This is a genomic window from Citrobacter sp. Cb023 (genome assembly GCF_030336805.1).
Classification (GTDB): domain Bacteria; phylum Pseudomonadota; class Gammaproteobacteria; order Enterobacterales; family Enterobacteriaceae; genus Citrobacter; species Citrobacter braakii.
On record NZ_JAOWCV010000034.1, the window covers coordinates 169,861 to 193,987 of the forward strand.

The window sequence follows — 24,127 nt, forward strand, 5'->3', positions numbered from 1 at the left end:
CTATGCTTAACAAAGGAGTCCATAATGAAAAATCGTTTACACATAACTGATGATGACCGCTGGCAGTCCGTTGTGGATCGTGACGCCGACGCTGACGGTCAGTTTGTTTTCGCCGTCCAGACCACCGGCATTTTCTGCCGTCCGTCCTGTCGGGCGAAACATGCGCTGCGCAAAAATGTCACTTTCTTTGCCGATGCCCGGCAGGCGCTGGCCGCCGGTTTTCGTCCCTGTAAACGTTGTCAGCCGGATAAAGACAGCGCCCACCAGCATCGGCTGGAGAAAATAGCCCACGCCTGCCAGTTGCTGGAGCAGGAATCTCCCCTCACGCTGGACGAGTTGGCGCAGCAGGTGGCGATGAGCCCGTATCACTTACATCGCCTGTTCAAAGCCACAACGGGCATGACCCCCAAAGCGTGGCAGCAGTCCTGGCGCGCCCGTCGTCTGCGCGATGCGCTGGCGAAAGGCGTTCCGGTAACGCAGGCAATTCTCAACGCCGGATTTCCCGACAGCAGCAGCTACTACCGAAAAGCGGATCAGACGTTAGGCATGACCGCAAAGCAATTTCGTAAAGGTGGTGACAACGTTTCTGTACGCTATACCCTGGCAGATTGCACTCTGGGTCGCTGTCTGGTGGCGGAAAGCGAACGTGGTATCTGCGCGATCTTACTTGGTGATGATGACGCTACGTTGGTTGCGGATCTGCATGGGTTGTTTCCGGCCGCTCAGGATGTGCCAGCAGATACCGATTTTCAGCAGCGCGTGCGCGAAGTGATCGCCGCAATCAATGCGCGTGACGCGCCGTTATCGCTGCCGCTGGATATCCGGGGAACCGCATTTCAGCAGCAGGTGTGGCAGGCGTTGCGCGCAATTCCGTGCGGCGAAACGATGAGCTACCAGCAACTGGCCAGCGCCATTGGCAAACCGAAGGCGGTGCGTGCGGTGGCCAGCGCCTGTGGGGCGAATAAACTGGCAATCGTCATCCCGTGTCACCGGGTGATCCGCGGCGATGGCGCGCTTTCGGGCTACCGGTGGGGCATTGCGCGCAAAGCACAGTTACTGCAACGTGAAACGACTGACGAGGAAACATAATGCTCGATCTCTTTGCGGATGCGAAACCCTGGCAGGAGCCGCTGGCGTCAGGCGCGGTTATTCTGCGACGCTTCGCTTTTGACTGCGCACCGTCTCTGCTGCAGGCGATAGCGGCTATCGCCAGACAGTCGCCGTTTCGCCAGATGGTGACGCCCGGCGGCTACACGATGTCGGTGGCAATGACCAACTGCGGTCGTCTGGGCTGGACGACCGATCAACATGGTTACCTTTATTCTCCTTTTGATCCGCTAACCGGCGCGCACTGGCCGCCGCTGCCGGATGCATTCGCTGACCTGTGCCAACAGGCAGCGACGGCGGCGGGCTATGCTGATTTTCAACCCGATGCCTGTCTGATTAACCGCTACACGCCAGGGGCAAAGCTGTCCTTACATCAGGATAAAGACGAACCCGACCTGCGGGCGCCGATTGTCTCGGTGTCGCTAGGATTGCCGGCCATCTTTCAATTTGGCGGCTTGCGCCGTAATGATCCCTTAAAGCGTTTGCTGCTGGAGCATGGCGATGTGGTGGTGTGGGGCGGTACTTCGCGGCTGTTTTATCATGGGATCCAGCCGCTTAAGACGGGGTATCATCCGTTGACCGGAGACTGTCGCTACAATCTGACGTTTCGTCAGGCGGGTAAAAAAGAATAAAAATAAGAATTATTTTTGCTGTCAGCGAAGAGATGTTTAAACTGCGGGCTGTTATTACTTGTCCGGGTTGTTCGCATGGAACTTTTACTTCTTGTCTGGCGGCAGTATCGCTGGCCATTTATCAGCGTCATGGCGCTCAGCCTCGCCAGCGCCGCGTTGGGGATTGGGCTGATTGCGTTTATCAACCAGCGTCTGATTGAAACGGTCGACACCACGCTGATGGTGCTGCCGGAGTTTCTTGGCCTGTTGCTGCTATTGATGGTTGTCACTCTCGGCTCTCAGCTGGCGTTGACCACGCTCGGCCACCACTTTGTCTACCGTCTGCGTAGCGAATTTATCAAACGTATTCTGGATACCCACGTCGAGCGTATTGAACAGCTTGGCAGCGCCTCATTGCTGGCCGGTTTAACCAGCGACATTCGCAACATCACCATCGCCTTTGTTCGTCTGCCTGAGCTGGTGCAGGGGATTATCCTGACCATCGGATCGGCGGCGTATCTGGCGATGCTGTCGACCAAAATGCTGCTGGTGACGGCTATCTGGATGGCAATCACCATCTGGGGGGGATTTGTGCTGGTGGCGCGGGTGTATAAGCACATGGCTACCCTGCGCGAAACAGAAGACAAGTTGTACAACGATTATCAGACGGTGCTGGAAGGGCGCAAAGAGCTGACGCTCAACCGCGAGCGCGCCGAGCATATCTTTAATCAGATGTACGTCCCGGATGCCAAAGAGTACCGTCACCATATTATTCGCGCCGATACCTTCCACCTGAGCGCGGTCAACTGGTCAAACATTATGATGCTGGGCGCCATTGGCCTGGTATTCTGGATGGCCAATAGTCTGGGCTGGGCGGATACCGCCGTGGCGGCGACTTACTCACTGACGCTGTTATTCCTGCGTACGCCGCTGCTCTCTGCCGTTGGCGCGCTACCGACCCTGCTCACTGCGCAGGTGGCTTTCAACAAGCTGAATAAATTCGCACTGGCACCTTTTAAGGCCGAATTCCCGCGCCCAACCGCTTTTCCAAACTGGCAAACGCTGGAACTGCGTAACGTGGTTTTCCACTATCAGGATAATGCCTTTTCCGTAGGGCCGGTCAATCTGACGATTCATCGCGGTGAACTGATTTTCCTGATTGGCGGCAACGGCAGCGGAAAATCTACGCTGGCGATGTTACTGACCGGGCTATACCAGCCGCAGTCAGGTGAAATTTTGCTTGATGGTAAGGCCGTGGCCGTTGAAAAGCCGGAAGATTATCGCAAGCTGTTCTCCGCCGTGTTTACCGACGTCTGGCTGTTCGACAAACTGCTGGGGCCGGAAGGTAAAGAAGCCAATCCGCAGCTGGTAGCGAAGTGGCTGGAACATCTGAAGATGGGTCACAAGCTGGAGATGAACGATGGTCGCATCCTCAATCTGAAGCTGTCGAAAGGGCAGAAGAAACGCGTGGCGCTGCTGCTGGCTCTGGCGGAGGAGCGCGACATCATTCTGCTGGATGAATGGGCTGCCGATCAGGATCCCCATTTCCGTCGTGAGTTCTATCAGGTCCTGTTACCGCTGATGCAAGAAATGGGTAAAACTATCTTCGCCATTAGCCATGACGATCACTATTTTATTCACGCCGATCGTCTGCTGGAAATGCGTAACGGACAGTTGAGTGAACTGCTGGGCGATGAGCGTGATGCCGCCTCGCGTGACGCGGTGGCTCGCACCGCGTGATCCCACATGCCGCCGGTTTTTTATCCACCCGGCGGCACTGTTTATTGTTATTTACATAAATCGGCATCATGATTAATGATATTTCATATCATGGATTTATGATTAATGCCTGTAACAAACAAAAACAGCGCCAGACTGCGTGATGAAGAGCGTGCGCGTCTTATCTGGCTGCTGACCACTGATAAAGCCGTTGTTTCAACGCTATTGGGCAAGCTTACCCTGGCTGAGCAATATGACGTCGGCACGTTAGCCGACGATATTGCTGAGGTAGGGGCGCTGGTCGCCCACCTGCCGCCGCCCGATTTGGCGGATACCCTCGAAGCATTACCTTCTGAAGAGCGTCACGCCCTGTGGCGACTGGTCGAAAGTGAAAAGCGCGGTAACATCCTGCTTGAGGCGTCAGAAAACGTCTGGGACGACCTGATCGATGAGATGAGCGACCGTGAGCTGCTGGATGCGTTGCAATACCTTGATATCGACGAACAGATTTATCTGGTTCAGCACCTCCCTCGTAACCTCACGGGTCGACTGCTGGCGACGTTACCGGCCGAGGAGCGGGCGCGCGTCCGCCAGGTGCTGCACTACGAGAAGAATCGCGTCGGTGCGATTATGGAGTTCGAAGTTATCACCGTGCGTCCGGACGTGACGCTGGAAGTGGTGCAACGCTACCTGCGGCGGCTGGGAAAAATGCCGGAGAACACCGATAAACTCTTCGTGACCGACCGCAATAAAGTGCTGGTCGGGGAACTGACGCTCACCTGTATTCTGCTCAATGATGTGCAGCGAAAAGTCAGCGAGGTGATGGAGGATGATCCGCTCACCTTTTCTCCGGAAGATATCGCCGAACACGCCGCGCGAACCTTTGAACGTGACGACCTGGTCAGTGCCGCGGTCGTTGACTCTTCAGGTAAACTGATGGGCCGTTTAACCATCGATGAGATCGTCGATGTGGTCTATGAAGAAACCGATACCGATCTGCGTCGAATGGGCGGCTTAAGCGCCGGAGAGGATGTGTTTGCCCCCGTCACGAAAGCGGTAAAAACCCGCTGGGCGTGGTTGGCCGTTAACCTTTGTACCGCCTTTATTGCTTCGCGAGTGATCGACGGCTTTGAACATACAATTTCGCAACTGGTCGCGCTGGCCTCGCTGATGCCGATTGTGGCGGGGATCGGCGGCAACACCGGGAATCAAACCATCACCATGATTGTTCGCGCGCTGGCGCTACAAAATATTCAGCCGGGAAACCTGACGTTTTTGATCCTGCGCGAAATGGGCGTGGCGTTGATTAATGGCCTCGTGTGGGGCGGAATTATGGGCGGCATTACCTGGTGGCTGTACGATGACATGGCGCTCGGCGGCGTGATGACCCTGGCGATGATGCTCAATTTGCTGATGGCGGCGTTGATGGGCGTTATTATTCCGATGACGATGGTGAAGCTCGGGCGCGACCCGGCGGTCGGCTCGAGCGTCATGATTACGGCAATCACCGATACCGGTGGTTTCTTTATTTTTCTCGGTCTGGCAACGCTGTTTCTGATGTAGCCGCACGTTTGCCTCTGACGATACGCGGCAAAATGAGCATCGTCATCACCCCGGCAACCACGCCAAGCGCCAGGTTGCCGGTTGACACCGTCGCCGCGACGGTCATCAGCATCACCAGCGTTTCAGTAACGGGGAGTTGCCGCAGCGTAGCGGGCTGGATGCTGTGCCAATTGAAGGTTTTCACCGCCACAATCACCATAATTCCCGCCAGCACCGACATGGGGATTTTCGCCATTACTTCGCTTAACGCAGTGACCAGCAACAACAGCACCAGCCCGGCGGCGACCGTCGAGACGCGGCTGCGTCCTTTGCCCATCTCGACGTTAACGATGGTTTGACCAATCATCGCACACCCGGCGATGCCGCCATAAAAACCGGCCAGAATATTGGCTATCCCCAGCCCGGCGCTCTCGCGATTCTTATTCGACGGCGTAACCGTCAGGTCATCCACCAGACGGGCGGTTAACAGCGACTCCATTAATCCGACAAAAGCGATGCTCAGCGCGCAGGGCCAGATAATCGCCAGCGTTTGCAGGTTGAGTGGTACCAATAACTGCGTGAATCCCGGCAGGCCGCCGCGCATTGAACCTTCGTCACCGACGGTCGGTAATAGTTGTCCGCTGGTGACAGTGAACACCGTCAGCAGCACGATGGCGATAAGCGGCGCGGGGATCGCTTTAATAAACCGCGGAACCCACAGCACAATCAGCAGGGTCAGGACAAACAGCCCCCAGATTAGCGGGCTTTTACCCCAGAAATGCGGGACCTGGGCAAAGAAAATCAAAATACCCAGCGCGTTCACAAAACCTGTCATGACGGCTGTAGGAATGAATCGCATCAGACGCGCCATCCCCAATACGCCAAACAGGATCTGAATAATCCCGGCCAGCACCACCGCAGGCAGGATGTACTGGACGCCGTGTTGATGCACCATCGGGCCAATCACCAGCGCGACCGATCCTGCCGCTGCGGTAACCATTGCCGGACGGCCACCTAAAAATGACATTGCCAGGCACAGTACGACTGAGGCTATCAGGCTGACTTTAGGATCGACGCCGGCGATAACGGAAAAAGAGATCACTTCCGGGATCAGCGCCAGGGCGGTTACCACACCGGCCAGCGTTTCGCGAACCAGTAAACGGGGTTGGCGCAGCACTGCGCGCGTCGCGTGCTCCGCTACTGCGACAGAGGAGGGTTGAGTTGCAGACATCGTTACTCTTAGGTCAAAAATGGCCCGGTAAAGCAGACCGACAGGCATCCGTGCGGTGAATAGCAAAGCGCAGCATAGTACCTGTCTGACGGATCGGTTTCCAGAAATGATTGTCAATAACCGTATAAACTATCAACGTATTAATAACATTTTTAAAAATTAAATATAATTTATAAACAATATTTAAATATTTTTACTTAAGTGTTACCGTTGATACCGCTCGATTTTCACCTGCATTAAAAGCAAAAAAGCGATACTAAAAGTAAGGCATTAACATTATGAAAAAAGTGACTGCCATGCTCTTCACCATGGCCGTTGGGCTGAATGTTGTCTCGATGGCGGCAAAAGCGAAAGCGGCGGAAGAGCAGGAAACGGATGTACTGTTGATTGGCGGCGGCATCATGAGCGCCACGTTGGGAACCTATTTACAGGAGCTGGAACCGCAATGGTCAATGACCATGGTTGAGCGACTGGATGGTGTAGCGCAGGAAAGCTCTAACGGCTGGAATAACGCCGGAACAGGCCACTCCGCACTGATGGAGCTGAACTACACGCCTAAAAAGGCCGACGGTAGCATCAGCATTGAAAAGGCAGTCGAAATCAACGAAGCCTTCCAGATCTCCCGCCAGTTTTGGGCCTATCAGGTCAATAATGGCGTAATGCATGAACCACGCTCATTTATCACCACCGTTCCGCACATGAGTTTTGTCTGGGGTGACGAGAACGTGAACTTCCTGCGTGCCCGTTACACCGCACTGCAGCAGAGCACGTTATTCCGTGGCATGCGTTATTCCGAAGATCACGCGCAGATTAAAGAGTGGGCACCGCTGGTCATGGAAGGCCGCGATCCGAAGCAGAAAGTCGCGGCAACGCGTACCGAGATTGGTACTGACGTAAACTACGGCGAAATCACGCGCCAGCTGATTGCCTCGTTGCAGAAAAAGCCCAACTTTGCGCTGCAGCTGAGTACCGAAGTGCGTGGCTTTAAACGCAATGCCGACAATAGCTGGACCGTCACGGTCGCCGATCTGAAAAATAACGAAGCGGAACACGATATCAAGGCGAAGTTTGTCTTTATCGGTGCCGGTGGCGCTGCGCTGAAGCTGTTGCAGGAAACCGACATTCCTGAAGCGAAAGGTTATGCCGGATTCCCGGTTGGCGGGCAGTTCCTGGTTGCGGATAATCCGGACGTGGTGAATCGCCACCTGGCGAAAGTGTACGGTCAGGCCTCCGTTGGCGCGCCGCCGATGTCCGTGCCGCACATCGATACCCGTATCCTTGATGGCAAGCGCGTCGTGCTGTTTGGGCCATTCGCGACATTCTCCACCAAGTTCCTGAAAAACGGTTCATTGTGGGATCTGCTCAGCTCGACCACCACCTCGAACTTTATGCCGATGGTCAACGTGGGTCTGGATAACTTCGATCTGGTGAAATATCTGGTAAGCCAGGTGATGCTCAGCGATGACGACCGTTTTGCCGCGCTGCAAGAGTACTATCCACAGGCGAAAAAAGAAGACTGGCGTTTATGGCAGGCGGGCCAGCGTGTGCAGATCATTAAAAGTGATGCGGAGAAGGGCGGTGTGCTGCGTCTGGGTACCGAAGTCGTCAGCGATAAAGAGGGCACCATTGCCGCGCTGCTGGGCGCTTCTCCGGGGGCATCAACCGCGGCGCCGATTATGCTGCATCTGATGGAAAAAGTGTTTAAAGATAAAGTGGCCAGCCCTGAATGGCAGGCGAAACTGAAAACCATTATTCCGTCTTATGGTACCAAGCTGAACGGTAACGTTGAAGCTACGGAACAAGAGCTGCAATACACCAGTGACGTTCTGGGGCTGAAATATGACAAGCCGCAGGCTGCTGATGAAGCGCCGAAACCTCAGCTGAAACCTCAGGCGCAACCGCAGCCTGAGCAGAAAGCTGTAGCGGATATCGCACTGTAAATAAAATGCCGGATAAGGCGGTACGCCGCCCTCCGGCACATTCTTACTTATCGCGCGACTGCGTCCTGAATCTTCTCTTCCGCTTTCCAGATACGGTATTTCACTTCCACGTTCTCCGGCGTATAGACCACAATCGGTAACTTGCTGTTGTAGCGCAGCATGCCGTCATCACCCAGATACGCGGTAATAAATTTCTTCTCTTTCTTACCGTCCGGGCAGGCCATCATGGTTGAAACCGGAGACGTCACTTTGTCGAAGACATAGTAGTCATATCCCCAACCTTCCAGCGTTTTGCTGTCCAGTTCTCCGCCCAGGCGGTGTTGGTTGCAGTCAACTTCCAGCGTTTGTCCGATAAGCAGTTCTACTTTCAGAGTAGATTCATCTTTCTCAGGAGTAAGCTGGATAACCTGGCGCTTCATACCCTTTTCCGCCTTAGGATAAGGGGCGATTTTTTCCAGCGGCTGAGCGCCGGCATCGTTACTGGCAGCCCATGCAGAGGCGCTGGCAAAGGCGGCGAAAAGTACGGCAGGGACAATTGTTTTCATCTTATTGTTCACAGTGTTTCCTTTCTTCTGTCTTATGAACGAGTCTGGGGCAGGTTAACATATTTACATAATCGATTAATCTGTATTTACTTATATTTTAAGTGTATTTGGTAGAGGTCTGCTTTCAGACTAGCGATATATTCTAAGAATAATCTTAATTATAAAATCATTCTCTTTTTGAGTGGTTCGTTATATACAGTGTTATATAACTCATTGAAATGTGAGCAAAAGCGCATTTTTTCCCGCCAACTCAACACTCCTTTGATCCGGCAACAGCATTTACCCCGATTGGGGTATGCACCTCTAACACATCCTGAAATATCTTACGACTAAAAATAACTACTCATAAATAGTGCAGTTTTTTATGGCGTTCACCCCACCAGCGGAGGGCGTCATTATGGAAGGACAATGTCATGGTTGATTTATCCCGTCGAGGCATGTTGACAGGCAGTTGGCGAAACGCCAACTCAGGGATCCGTCCGCCCTGGAGCAAGGAAGACTCTCACTTTCTGGCCCATTGCCTTCGTTGTGACGCCTGCATCCAGGCGTGTGAAACCGACATCCTGCAGCGAGGCCAGGGCGGTTACCCGAGCGTAAATTTCAAACACGGCGAGTGTAGCTTTTGCTATGCCTGCGCAGAGGCCTGTTCTGAATCCCTTTTTCTTCCGCGCCACACCAGGGCATGGGATCTGAATTTTACGATTGGGGAAAACTGTCTCGCACATCAGTCCGTTGAATGTCATCGCTGTCAGGATAGCTGTGAACCCATGGCCATAACCTTTCGTCCCACGCTGTCCGGCATTTATCAGCCGCAGCTCGACAATCAGGACTGTAACGGATGTGGCGCATGTGTCGCTATCTGCCCGGTATCAGCCATTAACGCGGAGTACAACCATGGACAATAACTGGCAGGTCTGCAGCCTGGTCGTTCAGGCCAAAAGTCAGCATATCAATGATATCGCCACGCAGTTGCGTTCGTTCCCAGGTTGCGAAGTTGCACTCAGCGATGTGGAAAGCGGTCAACTGATCGTGGTGGTGGAAGCTGAGCACAGCGAAACGTTAATGAAAACTATTGAGTCAGTGCGCAACGTTGCGGGCGTGCTGGCGGTGTCGCTGGTTTATCACCAGCAGGATGAGCAAGGTGAGGAAACACCATGAAACTCAGTCGTCGTAGCTTTATGAAAGCTAACGCCGTTGCGGCCGCTGCGGCGGCTGCCGGGTTAAGCGTGCCGGGCGTAGCCCGTGCGGTAGTCGGTCAGCAAGAAGCCATCAAATGGGACAAAGCCCCGTGCCGTTTTTGCGGGACGGGCTGTGGCGTATTGGTCGGGACGCAGCAAGGGCGTGTTGTGGCATGCCAGGGCGATCCGGATGCGCCGGTTAACCGTGGGCTTAACTGCATCAAAGGTTACTTCCTGCCGAAAATCATGTACGGAAAAGACCGTTTAACGCAGCCGATGCTGCGCATGAAGGACGGTAAGTATCACAAAGAAGGCGAGTTCACCCCGATTAGCTGGGACCAGGCCTTTGACGTGATGGAAGAGAAATTCAAAACGTCCCTGAAAGAGAAAGGCCCGGAGTCTATCGGTATGTTCGGCTCGGGTCAGTGGACGATTTGGGAAGGTTATGCCGCTGCCAAATTGTTTAAAGCGGGTTTCCGTTCGAATAACATCGACCCGAACGCGCGTCACTGCATGGCGTCAGCGGTAGTCGGCTTTATGCGTACCTTCGGTATGGATGAACCGATGGGCTGCTATGACGATATCGAGCATGCAGATGCTTTCGTCCTGTGGGGCGCGAATATGGCGGAGATGCACCCGATCCTGTGGTCGCGCATCACCAACCGTCGTCTGTCCGATCCCAATGTTAATGTCGCGGTGCTCTCCACCTTCCAGCACCGCAGCTTTGAGCTGGCGGATAACGGCATGGTCTTCACGCCGCAAACCGATCTGGTGATCCTCAACTACATCGCTAACTACATCATTCAAAACAATGCGATCAACCAGGATTTCTTTAGCAAGCACGTTAATCTGCGTAAAGGCGTGACGGACATTGGCTACGGTCTGCGTCCAACCCATCCGCTGGAAAAAGCGGCGAAAAACCCGGGATCCGATGCCTCTGAGCCGATGAGCTTTGAGGATTACAAAGCCTTTGTTGCCGAGTACACGCTGGATAAAACCGCCGAAATGACCGGCGTACCGAAAGATCAGCTGGAACAGCTGGCGCAGCTGTATGCCGATCCGAAGAAAAAAGTCATCTCCTACTGGACGATGGGCTTCAACCAGCATACCCGCGGCGTGTGGGCCAACAACCTGGTCTATAACCTGCACCTGTTGACCGGTAAAATCTCCCAGCCAGGCTGCGGTCCGTTCTCTTTGACCGGTCAGCCTTCCGCCTGCGGTACCGCGCGTGAAGTCGGTACGTTCTCCCACCGTCTGCCTGCGGACATGGTGGTTACGAACGAAAAACACCGCGATATCTGCGAGAAGCACTGGAATATTCCGGCGGGGACCATTCCGGCAAAAATCGGTCTGCATGCCGTGGCACAAGACCGTGCGCTGAAAGATGGCAAGCTCAATGTCTACTGGGCGATGTGTACCAACAACATGCAGGCCGGTCCGAACATCAACGAAGAGCGTATGCCGGGCTGGCGCGATCCGCGCAACTTCATCATCGTCTCCGATCCGTACCCGACGGTCAGCGCTCTGTCGGCCGACCTGATCTTGCCGACCGCGATGTGGGTAGAGAAAGAAGGTGCTTACGGTAACGCGGAACGTCGTACACAGTTCTGGCGTCAGCAGATTAAAGCGCCGGGTGAATCGAAATCGGATCTGTGGCAACTGGTGCAGTTCTCTCGTCGCTTCAAAACAGAAGAAGTGTGGCCGGAAGCGCTGTTGGCACAGAAACCGGAACTGCGCGGCAAAACGCTGTATGACGTCCTGTTTGCCACGCCTGCAGTGACGAAATTCCCGGTGGCTGAACTGGCAGAAGATCAGCTGAACGATGAATCCCGCGAGCTGGGTTTCTATCTGCAAAAAGGGCTGTTCGAAGAGTACGCCTGGTTTGGCCGCGGTCACGGGCATGATCTTGCGCCATTTGACGATTACCACAAAGCGCGCGGTTTACGCTGGCCGGTCGTTGAGGGCAAAGAGACCCAGTGGCGCTACAGCGAAGGCAACGACCCTTACGTGAAAGCGGGTGAAAGCTACAAGTTCTACGGTAAGCCGGACGGCAAAGCGGTCATCTTCGCGTTGCCATTTGAACCTGCCGCAGAAGCGCCGGATAAAGAGTACGACCTGTGGCTGTCTACCGGACGAGTGCTGGAGCACTGGCATACCGGCAGCATGACGCGTCGCGTACCTGAGCTGCACCGTGCTTTCCCGGAAGCTGTGCTGTTTATCCATCCGCTGGATGCAAAAGCACGCGATCTGCGCCGTGGCGACAAAGTCAAAGTGGTTTCCCGTCGTGGTGAAGTTATCTCGATAGTTGAAACGCGCGGGCGTAACCGTCCACCGCAGGGGCTGGTCTACATGCCGTTCTTCGACGCCGCACAACTGGTGAACAACCTGACGCTGGATGCGACGGATCCGCTCTCCAAAGAGACGGATTTCAAGAAGTGCGCTGTGAAACTGGCGAAGGTGTAACGCGTTATGTCCCGGTCAGCAAAACCCCAAAATGGCCGCCGCCGCTTTCTGCGCGATATGGTTCGCGCAGCGGGCGGACTGGCCGTCGTTGGCGTGGCGCTGGGGTTGCAACAGCAAACCGCACGAGCAACCGGCGTGCGGCTACGCCCGCCAGGCGCACTGAGCGAGGAGGCATTCGCCAGTGCCTGCGTGCGCTGTGGTCAGTGCGTTCAGGCCTGCCCGTATGACACGCTGAAGCTGGCGACGCTGGCCTCAGGGCTGGCTGCCGGTACGCCGTATTTTGTCGCGCGTGATATTCCCTGCGAAATGTGTGAAGACATTCCGTGCGCCAAAGTTTGCCCCAGCGGCGCGTTGGACAGGGACATTGAATCTATTGACGATTCACGCATGGGGCTGGCGGTACTGCTGGATCACGAAAACTGCCTCAACTATCAGGGATTACGCTGCGACGTTTGCTATCGCGAGTGCCCGAAAATCGATGAGGCTATCACCCTTGAGCTGGACCGCAACATGCGTACCGGCAAGCATGCGCGGTTTATTCCGACCGTACACAGCGATGCCTGTACCGGCTGCGGGAAATGCGAAAAAGTCTGCGTCCTGGAGCAGCCAGCAATAAAAGTGCTGCCCCTGTCGTTGGCGAAAGGGGAGTTAGGACACCATTACCGCTTCGGTTGGCTGGAGGGGAACAATGGCAAATCGTAAACGTGACGCCGGGCGTGAAGCGCAGGCAAAAAAAGGATGGTGGAAGAGTCATCGCTGGCTGGTGCTGCGTCGTCTGAGCCAGTTTCTGATACTGGCGATGTTCCTTAGCGGCCCGTGGCTTGGCGTCTGGATCCTGCATGGCAATTACAGTAGCAGCCTGTTGCTGGACTCCATCCCGTTCACCGATCCGCTGATTACCCTGCAAAGCCTGGCCAGCGGACACCTGCCGGCGACGGTTGCGTTAACGGGGGCGGTCATCATCACGGTGCTGTATGCCCTGGCGGGTAAGCGACTGTTTTGCAGTTGGGTTTGTCCCATGAACCCTGTCACCGATTTAGCCAGTTGGTTGCGCAGAAGGTTTGACCTGAATCAGTCTGCAACCCTGCCGCGCCATATACGGTACGTCCTGCTGGTGGTTATCCTGGTCGGTTCCGCCGTGACCGGTACGCTGCTGTGGGAGTGGATAAATCCAGTCTCTCTGCTCGGACGGAGCCTGGTCATGGGATTTGGCAGCGGGGCGCTGCTGATCCTCGCGCTGTTTTTATTTGATCTACTGGTCGTTGAGCATGGCTGGTGCGGGCATCTTTGCCCACTGGGTGCGCTGTATAGCGTGGTGGGGAGTAAAGGTGCATTAACCGTTTCGGCAAAAGAACGTAACAGATGTAACCGCTGTATGGATTGTTTTCATGTTTGCCCGGAACCGCATGTGCTACGTGCGCCGGTGCTGGATGAGCAAAGTCCGGTGCAGGTAACCAGCCGCGATTGCATGGCCTGCGGTCGCTGTGTGGATGTCTGTTCTGAGGATGTTTTTACAATAACAACACGATGGAGTTCGGGAGCGAAATCATGAAAAGCCATGACCTGATTAAAGCGCTGAGTCAATGGACGGCTGCGCTGGCCCTGGTAGTCAGTGGGGCCGTTTGGGCTGCAAACGGAGTGGATCTGAGCCAGTCACCGGAAGTCTCAGGGACACAAGAAGGGGCGATTCGCATGCCGAAAGAGCAAGTGCGTATGCCGCTGAACTATGTGAATCAGCCGCCGATGGTTCCGCACAGCGTTGAAGGGTATCAGGTGACGACTAACACTAACCGCTGCCTGCAATGTCACGGTGTGGAAAGCTATCGCACCACCGGTGCGCCACGTATCAGTCCGACGCACTTTATGGACAGCGACGGTAAGGTATTGGCTGAAGTCGCGCCGCGTCGTTATTTCTGCCTGCAATGTCACGTGCCGCAGGCTGACGCCGCGCCGATTGTTGAAAATACCTTCACCCCCTCGAAAGGTTACGGGAAATAAGAGGTCATTATGGAAAATTCTAACCGTAAACCAGGCTGGATTAAGCGCGTCTGGCAATGGTGGCGTCGCCCCAGCCGTCTGGCGCTCGGCACGCTGTTGTTAATCGGCTTTGTGGGCGGCATTATTTTCTGGGGCGGCTTTAATACCGGTATGGAAAAGGCCAATACAGAAGAGTTCTGCATTAGCTGTCACGAAATGCGCAATACGGTGTACCAGGAATACATGGAAACCGTACACTACAACAACCGTAGTGGTGTGCGAGCGACTTGCCCTGATTGCCACGTCCCACATGAGTGGGGTCCGAAAATGATTCGTAAGATCAAGGCCAGTAAAGAGCTGTACGCGAAAGCACTGGGGCTGATAGATACACCGCAGAAATTTGAAGACCATCGTTTAACGATGGCGCAAAATGAGTGGCGGCGTATGAAAGATAACAATTCGCAAGAGTGTCGAAACTGTCACAACTTCGAGTTTATGGATTTAACCGCCCAGAAAGGCGTTGCGGCCAAAATGCACGACCAGGCCGTGAAAGACGGGCAAACCTGTATTGACTGTCATAAAGGGATAGCGCACAAACTGCCTGATATGCGCGAAGTCAAACCGGGATTTTAACAGGATGTAGATAACCAGGTATGCTTGAAGCCAGAGAATTACTTTGCGAGCGGGATGACAGAATACTGTTCAGCGATTTGTCATTTCGCGTCAACGCAGGGGAATGGGTACAAATTACCGGCAGCAACGGCGCAGGGAAAACCACTTTGCTGCGGTTACTTACCGGGCTGGCGCGTCCCGACGCAGGGGAGGTTTGCTGGCAAGAGCAACCGCTGCATCACGTGCGGGACAGCTACCATCAACAACTGCTGTGGATCGGACATCAGCCGGGGATAAAAACCCGGCTTTCGGCGTTGGAAAACCTGCGTTTCTTCCACCATGACGGCGACGTCGCACAGTGTCTGGCTGCGCTGGCGCAGGCGGGGCTTGCCGGATATGAAGATATCCCGGTGAATCAACTCTCCGCCGGACAACAGCGGCGCGTGGCGCTGGCCCGTTTGTGGCTGACCCGCGCCCGGCTGTGGATCCTCGACGAACCCTTTACCGCCATTGATGTGAACGGCGTTGAGCGACTGACTCAGCGTATGGCGCAGCATACGGAGCAGGGCGGTATTGTTATTCTCACCACCCACCAACCACTCAATGTAGAGACCGATAAAGTGCGACGTATTGCGCTGACCAGCGAGAGGGCAACGCAATGATGTGGCGAATCTTCCGTTTAGAACTACGAGTTGCGTTTCGTCATAGTGCGGAAATCGCCAATCCTTTATGGTTCTTCCTGATTGTTATTACGCTGTTCCCGCTGAGCATTGGGCCGGAGCCGCAACTGCTGGCGCGTATTGCGCCGGGCATCATCTGGGTTGCGGCGCTGCTGGCGTCGTTGCTGGCGCTGGAGCGCCTGTTTCGTGATGATCTGCAGGACGGCAGCCTTGAGCAACTGATGCTGCTGCCGCTGCCGCTGCCGGCAGTGGTGCTGGCGAAAGTGATGGCGCACTGGGTCGTGACCGGCCTGCCGCTGCTGATCCTCTCGCCGCTGGTGGCGTTGCTGCTGGGCATGGATATGTACGGCTGGAAAATTATGGCGCTGACCTTGTTACTCGGGACGCCGACGCTGGGCTTCCTCGGCGCGCCGGGCGTGGGGTTGACGGTGGGCTTAAAGCGCGGCGGCGTGCTGTTAAGCGTGCTGGTACTTCCGCTCACCATACCCTTACTGATTTTTGCGACCGCGGCGATGGATGCGGCTTCCATGCACTTACCGGTTGAAGGGTACATGGCGATTCTGGGCGCGTTGCTGGTCGGCAGCGCCACGCTAAGCCCGTTTGCCACAGCTGCGGCGTTACGGATCAGCGTGCAGTAGCGCAGTTGAGATATGCAGGCCGGGCAAGGCGCCCCGGCACAACGGATATTAATTTACGGAGTCTGGTGACTGAACTATGTGGAAAACACTTCATCAATTGGCGATGCCTCCTCGGCTCTATCAGATCTGTGGCTGGTTTATCCCGTGGCTGGCGATTGCCAGCGCGGTGATACTGATAACCGGGTTGATCTGGGGCTTTGGCTTCGCGCCTGCGGATTATCAGCAGGGGCAGAGCTATCGCATTATTTATCTGCACGTTCCGGCGGCAATCTGGTCGATGGGTATTTATGCATCGATGGCCGTTGCCGCGTTTATTGGCCTGGTCTGGCAGATGAAAATGGCCAATCTGGCGCTGGCCGCGATGGCGCCCATTGGTGCCGTGTTTACCTTTATTGCGCTGGTGACGGGCTCTGCATGGGGCAAACCGATGTGGGGCACCTGGTGGGTCTGGGATGCCCGACTCACCTCTGAACTGGTATTGCTGTTTCTCTACGTCGGCGCCATTGCGCTGTGGCATGCCTTTGACGACCGCCGTCTGGCTGGTCGCGCTGCCGGCATTCTGGTGCTGATTGGCGTGGTCAACTTGCCGATTATTCACTACTCGGTCGAGTGGTGGAATACGCTGCATCAGGGGTCGACCCGTATGCAGCAGAGTATCGATCCGGCAATGCGTGCGCCGCTGCGTCTGGCGATCGTCGGCTACCTGTTACTTTTTGTCACGCTGGCGCTGATGCGCATGCGTAACCTGATTTTGATGATGGAAAAACGCCGCCCGTGGGTGAGCGAACTGATCTTAAAAAGAGGCCGCCAATGACCCCTGCATTTGCATCATGGAGTGATTTTTTCGCGATGGGCGGTTACGCCTTGTATGTCTGGCTGGCTGTGGCGATGAGCATTGTCCCGCTGGTGGCGCTGGTGCTGCATTCTGCGTTACAGCATCGTGCAATCTTACGCGGTGTCGCGCAGCAGCGGGCGAGAGAAGCGCGCATGCGCGCGGCGCAAGTGCAACGGGAGGCGGCGTGAACATTCGACGTAAAAATCGGTTATGGATAGCCTGTGCGGTCCTGGCAGGTCTGGCTTTGACCATTTCGCTGGTGCTCTACGCGCTGCGTTCCAATATCGACCTATTCTATACGCCGGGAGAGATACTCTACGGTAAGCGCGAAACGCAGCAAATGCCTGAAGTCGGCCAGCGCCTGCGCGTGGGCGGTATGGTTATGCCTGGCAGCGTAAAGCGCGATCCGCAGTCGCTGAAGGTGAATTTCAGCATCTATGACGCCGAAGGTGTGGTGGATGTCACCTATGAAGGCATTCTGCCGGATCTGTTCCGCGAAGGGCAGGGCGTCGTCGTTCAGGGCGAACTGGACGGGGGAAATCATGTGCAGGCCAAAGAAGTGCTTGCTAAACATGATGAAAATTACACTCCGCCGGAAGTCGAAAAAGCGATGCAGGAAAACCACCGTCGCCCGGAAAGTGTTTATAAGGATAAAACGTCATGATGCCTGAAATTGGCAATGCGCTGTTGTGCCTTGCGCTTGGCGTTGCATTACTGCTGTCGGTCTATCCGCTGTGGGGCGTAGCGCGCGGCGACGTGCGGATGATGGCCTCCGCGCGTCCCTTTGCCTGGGTACTGTTTATCTGTGTGATGGGGGCGTTCCTGATTCTGGTCAACGCCTTCGTGGTTAATGACTTTACCGTGACCTACGTCGCCAGCAACTCCAACACCCAGCTTCCGGTCTGGTATCGGGTGGCGGCGACGTGGGGGGCGCATGAAGGCTCGTTGCTGCTGTGGGTGCTGCTGATGAGTGGCTGGACGTTCGCCGTTGCGGCGTTCAGCCAGCGCATGCCGCTGGATATCGTCGCCCGCGTGCTGGCGGTCATGGGAATGGTCAGCGTCGGTTTCCTGCTATTTATTCTGTTTACCTCCAACCCGTTTGCCCGCACGTTGCCGAACTTCCCGATTGAAGGACGTGACCTGAACCCGCTGTTGCAGGATCCGGGGCTGATTTTCCATCCGCCGCTGCTGTACATGGGGTATGTCGGCTTCTCGGTTGCCTTTGCGTTTGCGATTGCTGCGCTGATGAGCGGACGACTGGACAGCACATTCGCCCGTTTTTCGCGTCCGTGGACGCTGGCGGCGTGGGTGTTTCTGACGCTGGGCATTGTGCTCGGTTCGGCCTGGGCCTATTACGAGCTGGGCTGGGGCGGCTGGTGGTTCTGGGATCCGGTTGAAAACGCCTCGTTTATGCCATGGCTGGTGGGAACGGCGCTGATGCACTCGTTGTCGGTAACCGAGCAGCGCGCCAGCTTTAAAGCCTGGACGCTGCTGCTGTCAATCTGCGCATTCTCACTTTGTCTGTTAGGTACTTTCCTGGTGCGCTCCGGCGTACTGGTGTCGGTGCATGCTTTCGCCTCCGATCCGTCGCGCGGGATGTTTATTCTGGCCTTTATGGTGCTGGTAATTGGCGGCTCTCTGCTGCTGTTTGCGGTGCGCGGTCACAAGGTTCGCTCACGGGTAAACAACGCGCTGTGGTCGCGTGAATCGCTGCTGCTGGGGAATAACGTCCTGCTGATTGCCGCCATGCTGGTGGTGCTACTGGGCACGCTGCTGCCGCTGGTGCACAAACAGCTGGGACTGGGCAGCATTTCGATTGGCGAGCCGTTTTTCAACACCATGTTCACCTGGCTGATGGCGCCGTTCGCACTGTTGTTGGGGATTGGGCCATTAGTGCGCTGGGGCCGTGACCGACCGCGTAAACTGAAAACGTTATTGCTTATCGCGTTTGTCACCACCCTTGTTCTGTCGCTGCTGCTGCCGTGGCTGCTTGAGGATCGCATTGCCGCCATGACAGTGGTGGGGCTGGCGATGGCGTGCTGGATATTCGTACTGGCGATGTCCGAAGCGTTCCTGCGTATTTCCCGTGGGACAAAGCTGACGCCAAGCTACTGGGGCATGGTATCGGGTCACGTTGGGCTGGCGATTACCATTGTTGGTATTGCCTTTAGCCAGAACTACAGCGTTGAACGCGATGTGCGCATGAAAGCGGGTGATAGCGTTAGTATCCATAACTATCAGTTCACTTTCCGCGAAGTGAAAGATATTACCGGGCCAAACTACCGGGGCGGCGTTGCCATTATTGGCGTTACCCGAGACGGTAAGCCGGAAGCCACGCTGCATGCGGAAAAACGCTTCTATAACAGCACCAGTTCGATGATGACCGAAGCGGCAATTGACGGCGGATTCACGCGCGATCTGTACGCTGCGCTGGGTGAAGAACTGGATAATGGCGCATGGGCTGTACGCCTGTACTACAAACCGTTTATTCGCTGGATTTGGGCCGGAGGATTGCTGATGGCGCTGGGCGGGTTGTTCTGCCTGTTTGATCCACGCTATCGCCAGCGGACGCGTCCTCGCGCCGCGGTGCAAAAAAATGCGTCGGAGGCTGTATGAAGCGCAACGCACTGTTAATTCCGTTTATTATTTTTCTCATCATTGCGGCGGCGCTGTTGTGGCAGCTCGCGCGTAACGCTCAGGGGGACGATCCCACTAATCTGGAATCGGCGCTGATCGGCAAACCTGTTCCGACATTCCGCCTGGAGTCACTGGAAAATCCGGGTCAGCACTATCAGGCCGATGTGCTGACGCAGGGCAAACCGGTATTGCTGAACGTCTGGGCGACCTGGTGCCCGACCTGTCGCGCCGAGCATCAGTATCTGAATCAGCTGTCTGCGCAAGGCGTGCGGGTAGTGGGTCTGAACTATAAAGATGATCGTCAGAAAGCCATTGTCTGGCTGAAAGAGCTGGGTAATCCTTACTCATTAAGTCTGTTTGACGGCGACGGTATGCTCGGTCTGGATCTTGGCGTGTACGGTGCTCCTGAGACGTTCCTAATCGACGGCAAAGGCATTATTCGCTATCGCCATGCCGGCGATCTGAACGCCCGGGTGTGGGAGAGCGAGATCAAACCGTTATGGGACAAGTACAGTAAGGAGGCTGCGCAATGAGATTTTTACTGGGCCTGCTAATGCTGGTTATCTCGGGATCTGCGCTTGCGACTATCGACGTGATGCAGTTTAAGGACGAAGCGCAGGAGCAGCAGTTCCGCCAGCTTACTGAACAACTGCGTTGTCCTAAATGCCAGAACAACAGCATTGCCGATTCTAACTCGATGATTGCCACCGACCTGCGTCAGAAAGTGTACGAACTGATGCAGGAAGGAAAAAGCCAGAAAGAAATTGTCGATTACATGGTGGCGCGCTACGGCAACTTCGTCACTTACGATCCGCCGTTAACGCCGCTCACCGTGCTGCTGTGGGTGATGCCGGTGGTAGCGATTGGTCTGGGGGGCTGGATTATTTTCGCCCGTACTCGCCGACGCGTTCGGGTGAAACAGGAAGAGTTTCCTGACGATGTTATTCCGAATGGCAAGCGCGGTGGATTCGGGCTGTTTGTGCCTGGTATCGTGGTGGCGCTGGTGGTTGGCGCAGTAAGCTATTACCAAACCGGCAGCTATAAGCAGGTTCAGGTCTGGCAGCAGGCCACCGCTCAGGCTCCGGCGCTGCTGGAGCGGGCGTTGGATCCGAAAGCGGAGCCGCTCAATGAAGAAGATATGGCGCGTCTGGCGCTGGGGCTGCGCACACGTTTACAAGCCGATCCCGCAAATGTTGAAGGCTGGATCATGCTTGGACGCATTGGCATGGTTCTCGGTAACGCCAGTACGGCCACTGAAGCCTATGCCAATGCCTATCGACTGGATCCTAAAAACAGCGATGCGGCGCTGGGCTATGCGGAAGCGCTGACCCGTTCTTCCGATCCTGATGATAACCGTCGGGGAGGGGAGCTGTTACGCCAACTGGTGCGTGGCGAACATGCCAACGTGCGAGTTCTCAGCATGTACGCTTTCAACGCCTTTGAACAGCAGCGCTTCGGCGAGGCGGTTGCGGCGTGGGAGATTATGCTGAAACTATTACCTGCCAACGATACCCGTCGGGCGGTAATAGAACGGAGCATTAAGCAGGCGATGGAGCAGCTAACGCCGCAGGAGAAATAAGTATCCAGAATAGCCCCGATAGCGCTTCGCATATCGGGGCTATCCGGCCTCTTCATGGATTACTGCATTCCACGCGTTTGTAAAAACAGGATAGTGGCAGCAACGCGAGAGCGCACATTGAGTTTGCGCAGCAGGTTGCGAATATGCACTTTCACGGTCTGTTCGGAAATATTCAGCACTGACGCAATCTGTTTGTTCGACAGCCCCTGAGCCAGTTCATGCAATACATCCAGTTCACGTTCGGTGAGAATGCTGAAGGGATCTTCTTGTGCGCCGAACAGATCGCGTTCGCGCAGATATTCGCTGACGCGTGTGCTAAAAGCTTTACCGCCTTTGGCGCCACTGCGAATGGCCTCCAGCAAGACTTCAGGATCGCTGTCTTTGAGTAAATAACCATCCGCGCCGGCATCAATTAAGGCGTACACATCGCTGGCTGCATCCGAGACGGTAAGAATAATAATTTGCGCGGTGACGCCATCCCGGCGCAGCGCGTTCAGGGTGTCCAGTCCGCTCATGCCTTTCATATTGAGATCCAGCAGGATCACATCCAGGTCCAGACGGTTAGCCAGATCGATAGCGCTGGCACCGTCACCTGCTTCCGCGACTACGTTAAATGCGGGATCCAGTTGCAATAATTGACTAATTCCTCGCCGCATTAGTGGGTGGTCGTCGACAATCAGCACCCGAAAAGGCGTTGCTTCAGGCATACTATTCTCCTGAGTTTTTATTAGTATCATTATTGTTTTCAGCGCATCACTCGTCTAGTTTCATCGCGCTGATGAGAGGGTAAATTTTACCCCAATTTGTGCATGGGTAAGTAGTAAAACCTGTGCTAAAGGCCGGGGTAATAATAAGGAACGTGGAATCGCGGGCATAAAAAAACCAACCATGAAGGTTGGTTTTTCTGGGATTTTTGGTCGGCACGAGAGGATTTGAACCTCCGACCCCCGACACCCCATGACGGTGCGCTACCAGGCTGCGCTACGTGCCGACGCTATGGCTGCTAATACTACTGCTTTCCGCTGCGAATGCAAGGGGAAGCATCGCTAAGTGATTTATAATTAATCAGTTAGCAATAAATCGTTTCTCATCCGTCAGAACCTGTAGCAGCAGGCTTAGCTGCGGTTTCTGATCTTTTATTTTTTCGCCGCGTAAATCATAGGTCTGATAATTACCGTTGTTGTTCAGCACCAGCGTCATGTCTGGCGTGGTAACGGCCATCGTGCTGCCGTCGGCGGCGGTAACCCAGTAATGGCGGCGGTTTGCATTGAACAGATCCTGCCCCTGCGAGTATTCGTTAGCAGGCGTGCTGACGTGCAGCAGGCGCTGCATGAGCGTTGTCATCAGGTCTGTATGATCGGTCAGGCTATTGATGCGTTGGGCAGGTGTTCCCGGCCAGTGAATAACCAGCGGAACCTGCAGATGACCACGCGACCAGGCAAAATTGTTCTCTTCCTGAGTCAGCGGCACGCCCCGACCTGCGGTAATAATCACCACTGTGTTGTTCAGTTTACCGGAGTCGCGCAGGGCACTAAGAACACGGTTAATATTGGCATCCACATCCTGAGCGGCGCTGGCATAGCGTTTGGCAAAGTTCTTCTGGTTGCTGTTATCAAGGTTCGTCCCGTTAAAGGAGACCCACGAGAACCAGCGGTTATCTTCCTGCGCGTAGCGTCCCAGCCAGTTAATCCACTGGCTTGCGGTTTGTTCGTCAGATTGCGTTTGTACGCTTGGCATGGAGAAGTCTGACAGCAGCGCCTGGCGATACAGCGGGCTGGTAAAGCCATCCGAGGAGAATAGCCCTAACTGGTAACCCTGCTGGTTCAGTGCAGTAATCAGCGCCGCAGGCGTACGGGTCGACAAAATGCCGTCCATGTAGCTTGGCGAAACACCATAGAACAGGCCAAAGATGCCGTTATCCGTGGTGTTGCCTGAGCTCATGTGACGCGTAAACGAGATATTCTGCCCGGCGAATTCAGCCAGCGCAGGCATCTGTTTTTCAAAGCGTGAGTAGTTCAGACCGTCGACGGTAATCAGCAGCACGTTCTGACCGGTGCCCATATCGCGATAGCGCAGTTCGCTGAGCGGGTACTGCACGGAAACCGCTTCCGGATTGCCCTGTTCGATCAGGCGACGCTGATACTCTTGAGCATCCAGCAGGCCATGTTTTTCCAGGAATTTGCGTGCCGTCATCGGGTAGGAGAGCGGCAGATTCGCACGCTGCATGGTAATCGGGCGATAAAAATTGGCATCCGCCCAGATATACACCACGTGCGAGGCGATAAAGGAAACGAAGAAGAATGCTGCTAACGGTTTGGCAAAATGGCGACGACGCGTCAGGCTGCGCAGCTTTTGCCAGCTCCAGGTTGCAAACAGCATTTCAATTAACAGAATAACCGGTACGCTGATAAACATCAGTTGCCAGTCACGCGCCGCTTCATTCTGGTCTGGGTTGATGACCAGTTCCCAGACGATCGGATTGAGATGCAGGTGGAAGCGGGTAAAAACTTCGCTGTCGATTAGCAACAGCGTCATGCCAGCCGTCGCCAGAATAGCTGATAAGAATCGCATCAGCCTCTGGGACATGACGATAAACGTCAGGGGAAACAGGATCAGCAGATAGGTGGCGAACACCAGAAAGCTAAAATGCCCGACAACGCTCAGGTAGGAATAAACACGACCTGCAAGGGTTGTCGGCCAGTCGGCGACAAACAGGTAACGGCTACCGAGCACCATGGCCAACAGAATGTTGAACAAGGCAAACCAGTGCCCCCAGCTAACCATCTGGGAGACTTTCTCACGGTAGCGTTGACGATGAGTTACCATAAACTGT

Annotated in this window: 24 protein-coding genes and 1 tRNA gene; 20 read left to right on the forward strand and 5 right to left on the reverse strand. The window is 55.1% G+C overall.

Features of this window, described 5'->3' with window-relative positions; translation table 11 throughout:
* Window positions 1-24: 24 nt before the first annotated feature.
* The 4 genes from ada (at window position 25) to mgtE (ending at window position 5,000) form a co-directional block, all read left to right on the forward strand.
* Window positions 25-1,089 (forward strand): bifunctional DNA-binding transcriptional regulator/O6-methylguanine-DNA methyltransferase Ada, encoded by a 1,065-nt coding sequence (gene ada, locus OGW44_RS11055; RefSeq protein WP_185654869.1) that lies wholly within the window; start codon window positions 25-27, stop codon window positions 1,087-1,089.
* Window positions 1,089-1,739, forward strand: coding sequence for a DNA oxidative demethylase AlkB (alkB, locus tag OGW44_RS11060; RefSeq protein ID WP_016153784.1), 651 nt, complete (start codon window positions 1,089-1,091; stop codon window positions 1,737-1,739). The genes ada and alkB overlap by 1 nt, the downstream gene beginning before the upstream one ends.
* 75 nt (window positions 1,740-1,814) lie before the next feature.
* A complete protein-coding gene (locus OGW44_RS11065) occupies window positions 1,815-3,458 on the forward strand; it encodes a multidrug ABC transporter permease/ATP-binding protein (RefSeq protein WP_016157011.1) in 1,644 nt (547 codons plus the stop codon).
* Window positions 3,459-3,563: 105 nt separating this feature from the next.
* Window positions 3,564-5,000 carry a magnesium transporter gene (gene mgtE / locus OGW44_RS11070; RefSeq protein ID WP_185654868.1) on the forward strand — a complete coding sequence of 479 codons (1,437 nt, stop codon included), beginning with the start codon at window positions 3,564-3,566 and terminating at the stop codon, window positions 4,998-5,000.
* On the opposite strand, the gene OGW44_RS11075 is transcribed toward mgtE, so the two are convergent.
* Window positions 4,963-6,210: a SulP family inorganic anion transporter gene (locus OGW44_RS11075; protein ID WP_185654867.1), complete on the reverse strand. Its 1,248-nt coding sequence runs from the start codon at window positions 6,208-6,210 to the stop codon at window positions 4,963-4,965. The two genes, mgtE and OGW44_RS11075, sit on opposite strands and share 38 nt — an antisense overlap.
* A 278-nt stretch (window positions 6,211-6,488) precedes the next feature.
* Here OGW44_RS11075 and mqo point away from each other — a divergent pair, with 278 nt between their 5' ends.
* Window positions 6,489-8,150 carry a malate dehydrogenase (quinone) gene (mqo, locus tag OGW44_RS11080; RefSeq protein ID WP_016153779.1) on the forward strand — a complete coding sequence of 554 codons (1,662 nt, stop codon included), beginning with the start codon at window positions 6,489-6,491 and terminating at the stop codon, window positions 8,148-8,150.
* A 47-nt stretch (window positions 8,151-8,197) separates the two neighbouring features.
* Here the strand turns inward: mqo and eco are convergent, their stop codons facing one another.
* Window positions 8,198-8,695, reverse strand: coding sequence for a serine protease inhibitor ecotin (gene eco / locus OGW44_RS11085; protein WP_185654883.1), 498 nt, complete (start codon window positions 8,693-8,695; stop codon window positions 8,198-8,200).
* A gap of 413 nt (window positions 8,696-9,108) precedes the next feature.
* Here eco and napF point away from each other — a divergent pair, with 413 nt between their 5' ends.
* The 15 genes from napF (at window position 9,109) to OGW44_RS11160 (ending at window position 21,294) form a co-directional block, all read left to right on the forward strand.
* Window positions 9,109-9,600, forward strand: coding sequence for a ferredoxin-type protein NapF (gene napF / locus OGW44_RS11090; protein WP_016157008.1), 492 nt, complete (start codon window positions 9,109-9,111; stop codon window positions 9,598-9,600).
* Window positions 9,590-9,853: a chaperone NapD gene (gene napD / locus OGW44_RS11095; protein WP_016153776.1), complete on the forward strand. Its 264-nt coding sequence runs from the start codon at window positions 9,590-9,592 to the stop codon at window positions 9,851-9,853. The genes napF and napD overlap by 11 nt, the downstream gene beginning before the upstream one ends.
* Window positions 9,850-12,336 (forward strand): nitrate reductase catalytic subunit NapA, encoded by a 2,487-nt coding sequence (napA, locus tag OGW44_RS11100; RefSeq protein ID WP_016153775.1) that lies wholly within the window; start codon window positions 9,850-9,852, stop codon window positions 12,334-12,336. Before napD ends, napA begins: the two co-directional genes overlap by 4 nt.
* A gap of 6 nt (window positions 12,337-12,342) precedes the next feature.
* Entirely contained in the window at window positions 12,343-13,038 is a 696-nt protein-coding gene (napG, locus tag OGW44_RS11105; protein WP_016153774.1) for a ferredoxin-type protein NapG, read from the forward strand.
* Window positions 13,025-13,888, forward strand: a complete 864-nt coding sequence (gene napH / locus OGW44_RS11110; RefSeq protein ID WP_016153773.1) for a quinol dehydrogenase ferredoxin subunit NapH — start codon at window positions 13,025-13,027, stop codon at window positions 13,886-13,888. The genes napG and napH overlap by 14 nt, the downstream gene beginning before the upstream one ends.
* Complete coding sequence (gene napB / locus OGW44_RS11115; RefSeq protein WP_016153772.1) at window positions 13,885-14,334, forward strand: nitrate reductase cytochrome c-type subunit; 450 nt, start codon at window positions 13,885-13,887, stop codon at window positions 14,332-14,334. Before napH ends, napB begins: the two co-directional genes overlap by 4 nt.
* Before the next feature lie 9 nt (window positions 14,335-14,343).
* Window positions 14,344-14,946, forward strand: a complete 603-nt coding sequence (gene napC, locus OGW44_RS11120) for a cytochrome c-type protein NapC (RefSeq protein ID WP_003027548.1) — start codon at window positions 14,344-14,346, stop codon at window positions 14,944-14,946.
* 20 nt (window positions 14,947-14,966) lie between these two features.
* Entirely contained in the window at window positions 14,967-15,587 is a 621-nt protein-coding gene (gene ccmA, locus OGW44_RS11125) for a cytochrome c biogenesis heme-transporting ATPase CcmA (protein ID WP_016153771.1), read from the forward strand.
* A complete protein-coding gene (gene ccmB / locus OGW44_RS11130; protein WP_003027542.1) occupies window positions 15,584-16,243 on the forward strand; it encodes a heme exporter protein CcmB in 660 nt (219 codons plus the stop codon). Before ccmA ends, ccmB begins: the two co-directional genes overlap by 4 nt.
* A 76-nt stretch (window positions 16,244-16,319) precedes the next feature.
* A complete protein-coding gene (locus OGW44_RS11135; RefSeq protein ID WP_047416261.1) occupies window positions 16,320-17,057 on the forward strand; it encodes a heme ABC transporter permease in 738 nt (245 codons plus the stop codon).
* Window positions 17,054-17,266, forward strand: a complete 213-nt coding sequence (gene ccmD / locus OGW44_RS11140) for a heme exporter protein CcmD (RefSeq protein ID WP_016153768.1) — start codon at window positions 17,054-17,056, stop codon at window positions 17,264-17,266. Before OGW44_RS11135 ends, ccmD begins: the two co-directional genes overlap by 4 nt.
* Entirely contained in the window at window positions 17,263-17,742 is a 480-nt protein-coding gene (gene ccmE, locus OGW44_RS11145; RefSeq protein WP_016153767.1) for a cytochrome c maturation protein CcmE, read from the forward strand. Before ccmD ends, ccmE begins: the two co-directional genes overlap by 4 nt.
* The gene (locus tag OGW44_RS11150; protein ID WP_016153766.1) at window positions 17,739-19,694 is read left to right on the forward strand and encodes a heme lyase CcmF/NrfE family subunit; all 1,956 of its coding nucleotides are present in this window, start codon (window positions 17,739-17,741) and stop codon (window positions 19,692-19,694) included. Before ccmE ends, OGW44_RS11150 begins: the two co-directional genes overlap by 4 nt.
* The gene (dsbE, locus tag OGW44_RS11155; RefSeq protein WP_003834613.1) at window positions 19,691-20,248 is read left to right on the forward strand and encodes a thiol:disulfide interchange protein DsbE; all 558 of its coding nucleotides are present in this window, start codon (window positions 19,691-19,693) and stop codon (window positions 20,246-20,248) included. Before OGW44_RS11150 ends, dsbE begins: the two co-directional genes overlap by 4 nt.
* Entirely contained in the window at window positions 20,245-21,294 is a 1,050-nt protein-coding gene (locus tag OGW44_RS11160) for a cytochrome c-type biogenesis protein CcmH (protein ID WP_016157003.1), read from the forward strand. Before dsbE ends, OGW44_RS11160 begins: the two co-directional genes overlap by 4 nt.
* Window positions 21,295-21,353: 59 nt before the next feature.
* Here OGW44_RS11160 and narP read toward each other — a convergent pair whose 3' ends face one another.
* From narP to yejM, 3 genes are all read right to left on the reverse strand, one after another.
* Window positions 21,354-22,001 (reverse strand): nitrate/nitrite response regulator protein NarP, encoded by a 648-nt coding sequence (gene narP, locus OGW44_RS11165; RefSeq protein WP_016153764.1) that lies wholly within the window; start codon window positions 21,999-22,001, stop codon window positions 21,354-21,356.
* A gap of 207 nt (window positions 22,002-22,208) precedes the next feature.
* Window positions 22,209-22,285, reverse strand: a tRNA-Pro gene (locus tag OGW44_RS11170).
* 74 nt (window positions 22,286-22,359) lie between these two features.
* Window positions 22,360-24,120 (reverse strand): LPS biosynthesis-modulating metalloenzyme YejM, encoded by a 1,761-nt coding sequence (gene yejM, locus OGW44_RS11175; protein WP_115190431.1) that lies wholly within the window; start codon window positions 24,118-24,120, stop codon window positions 22,360-22,362.
* Between the last annotated feature and the right edge of the window lie 7 nt (window positions 24,121-24,127).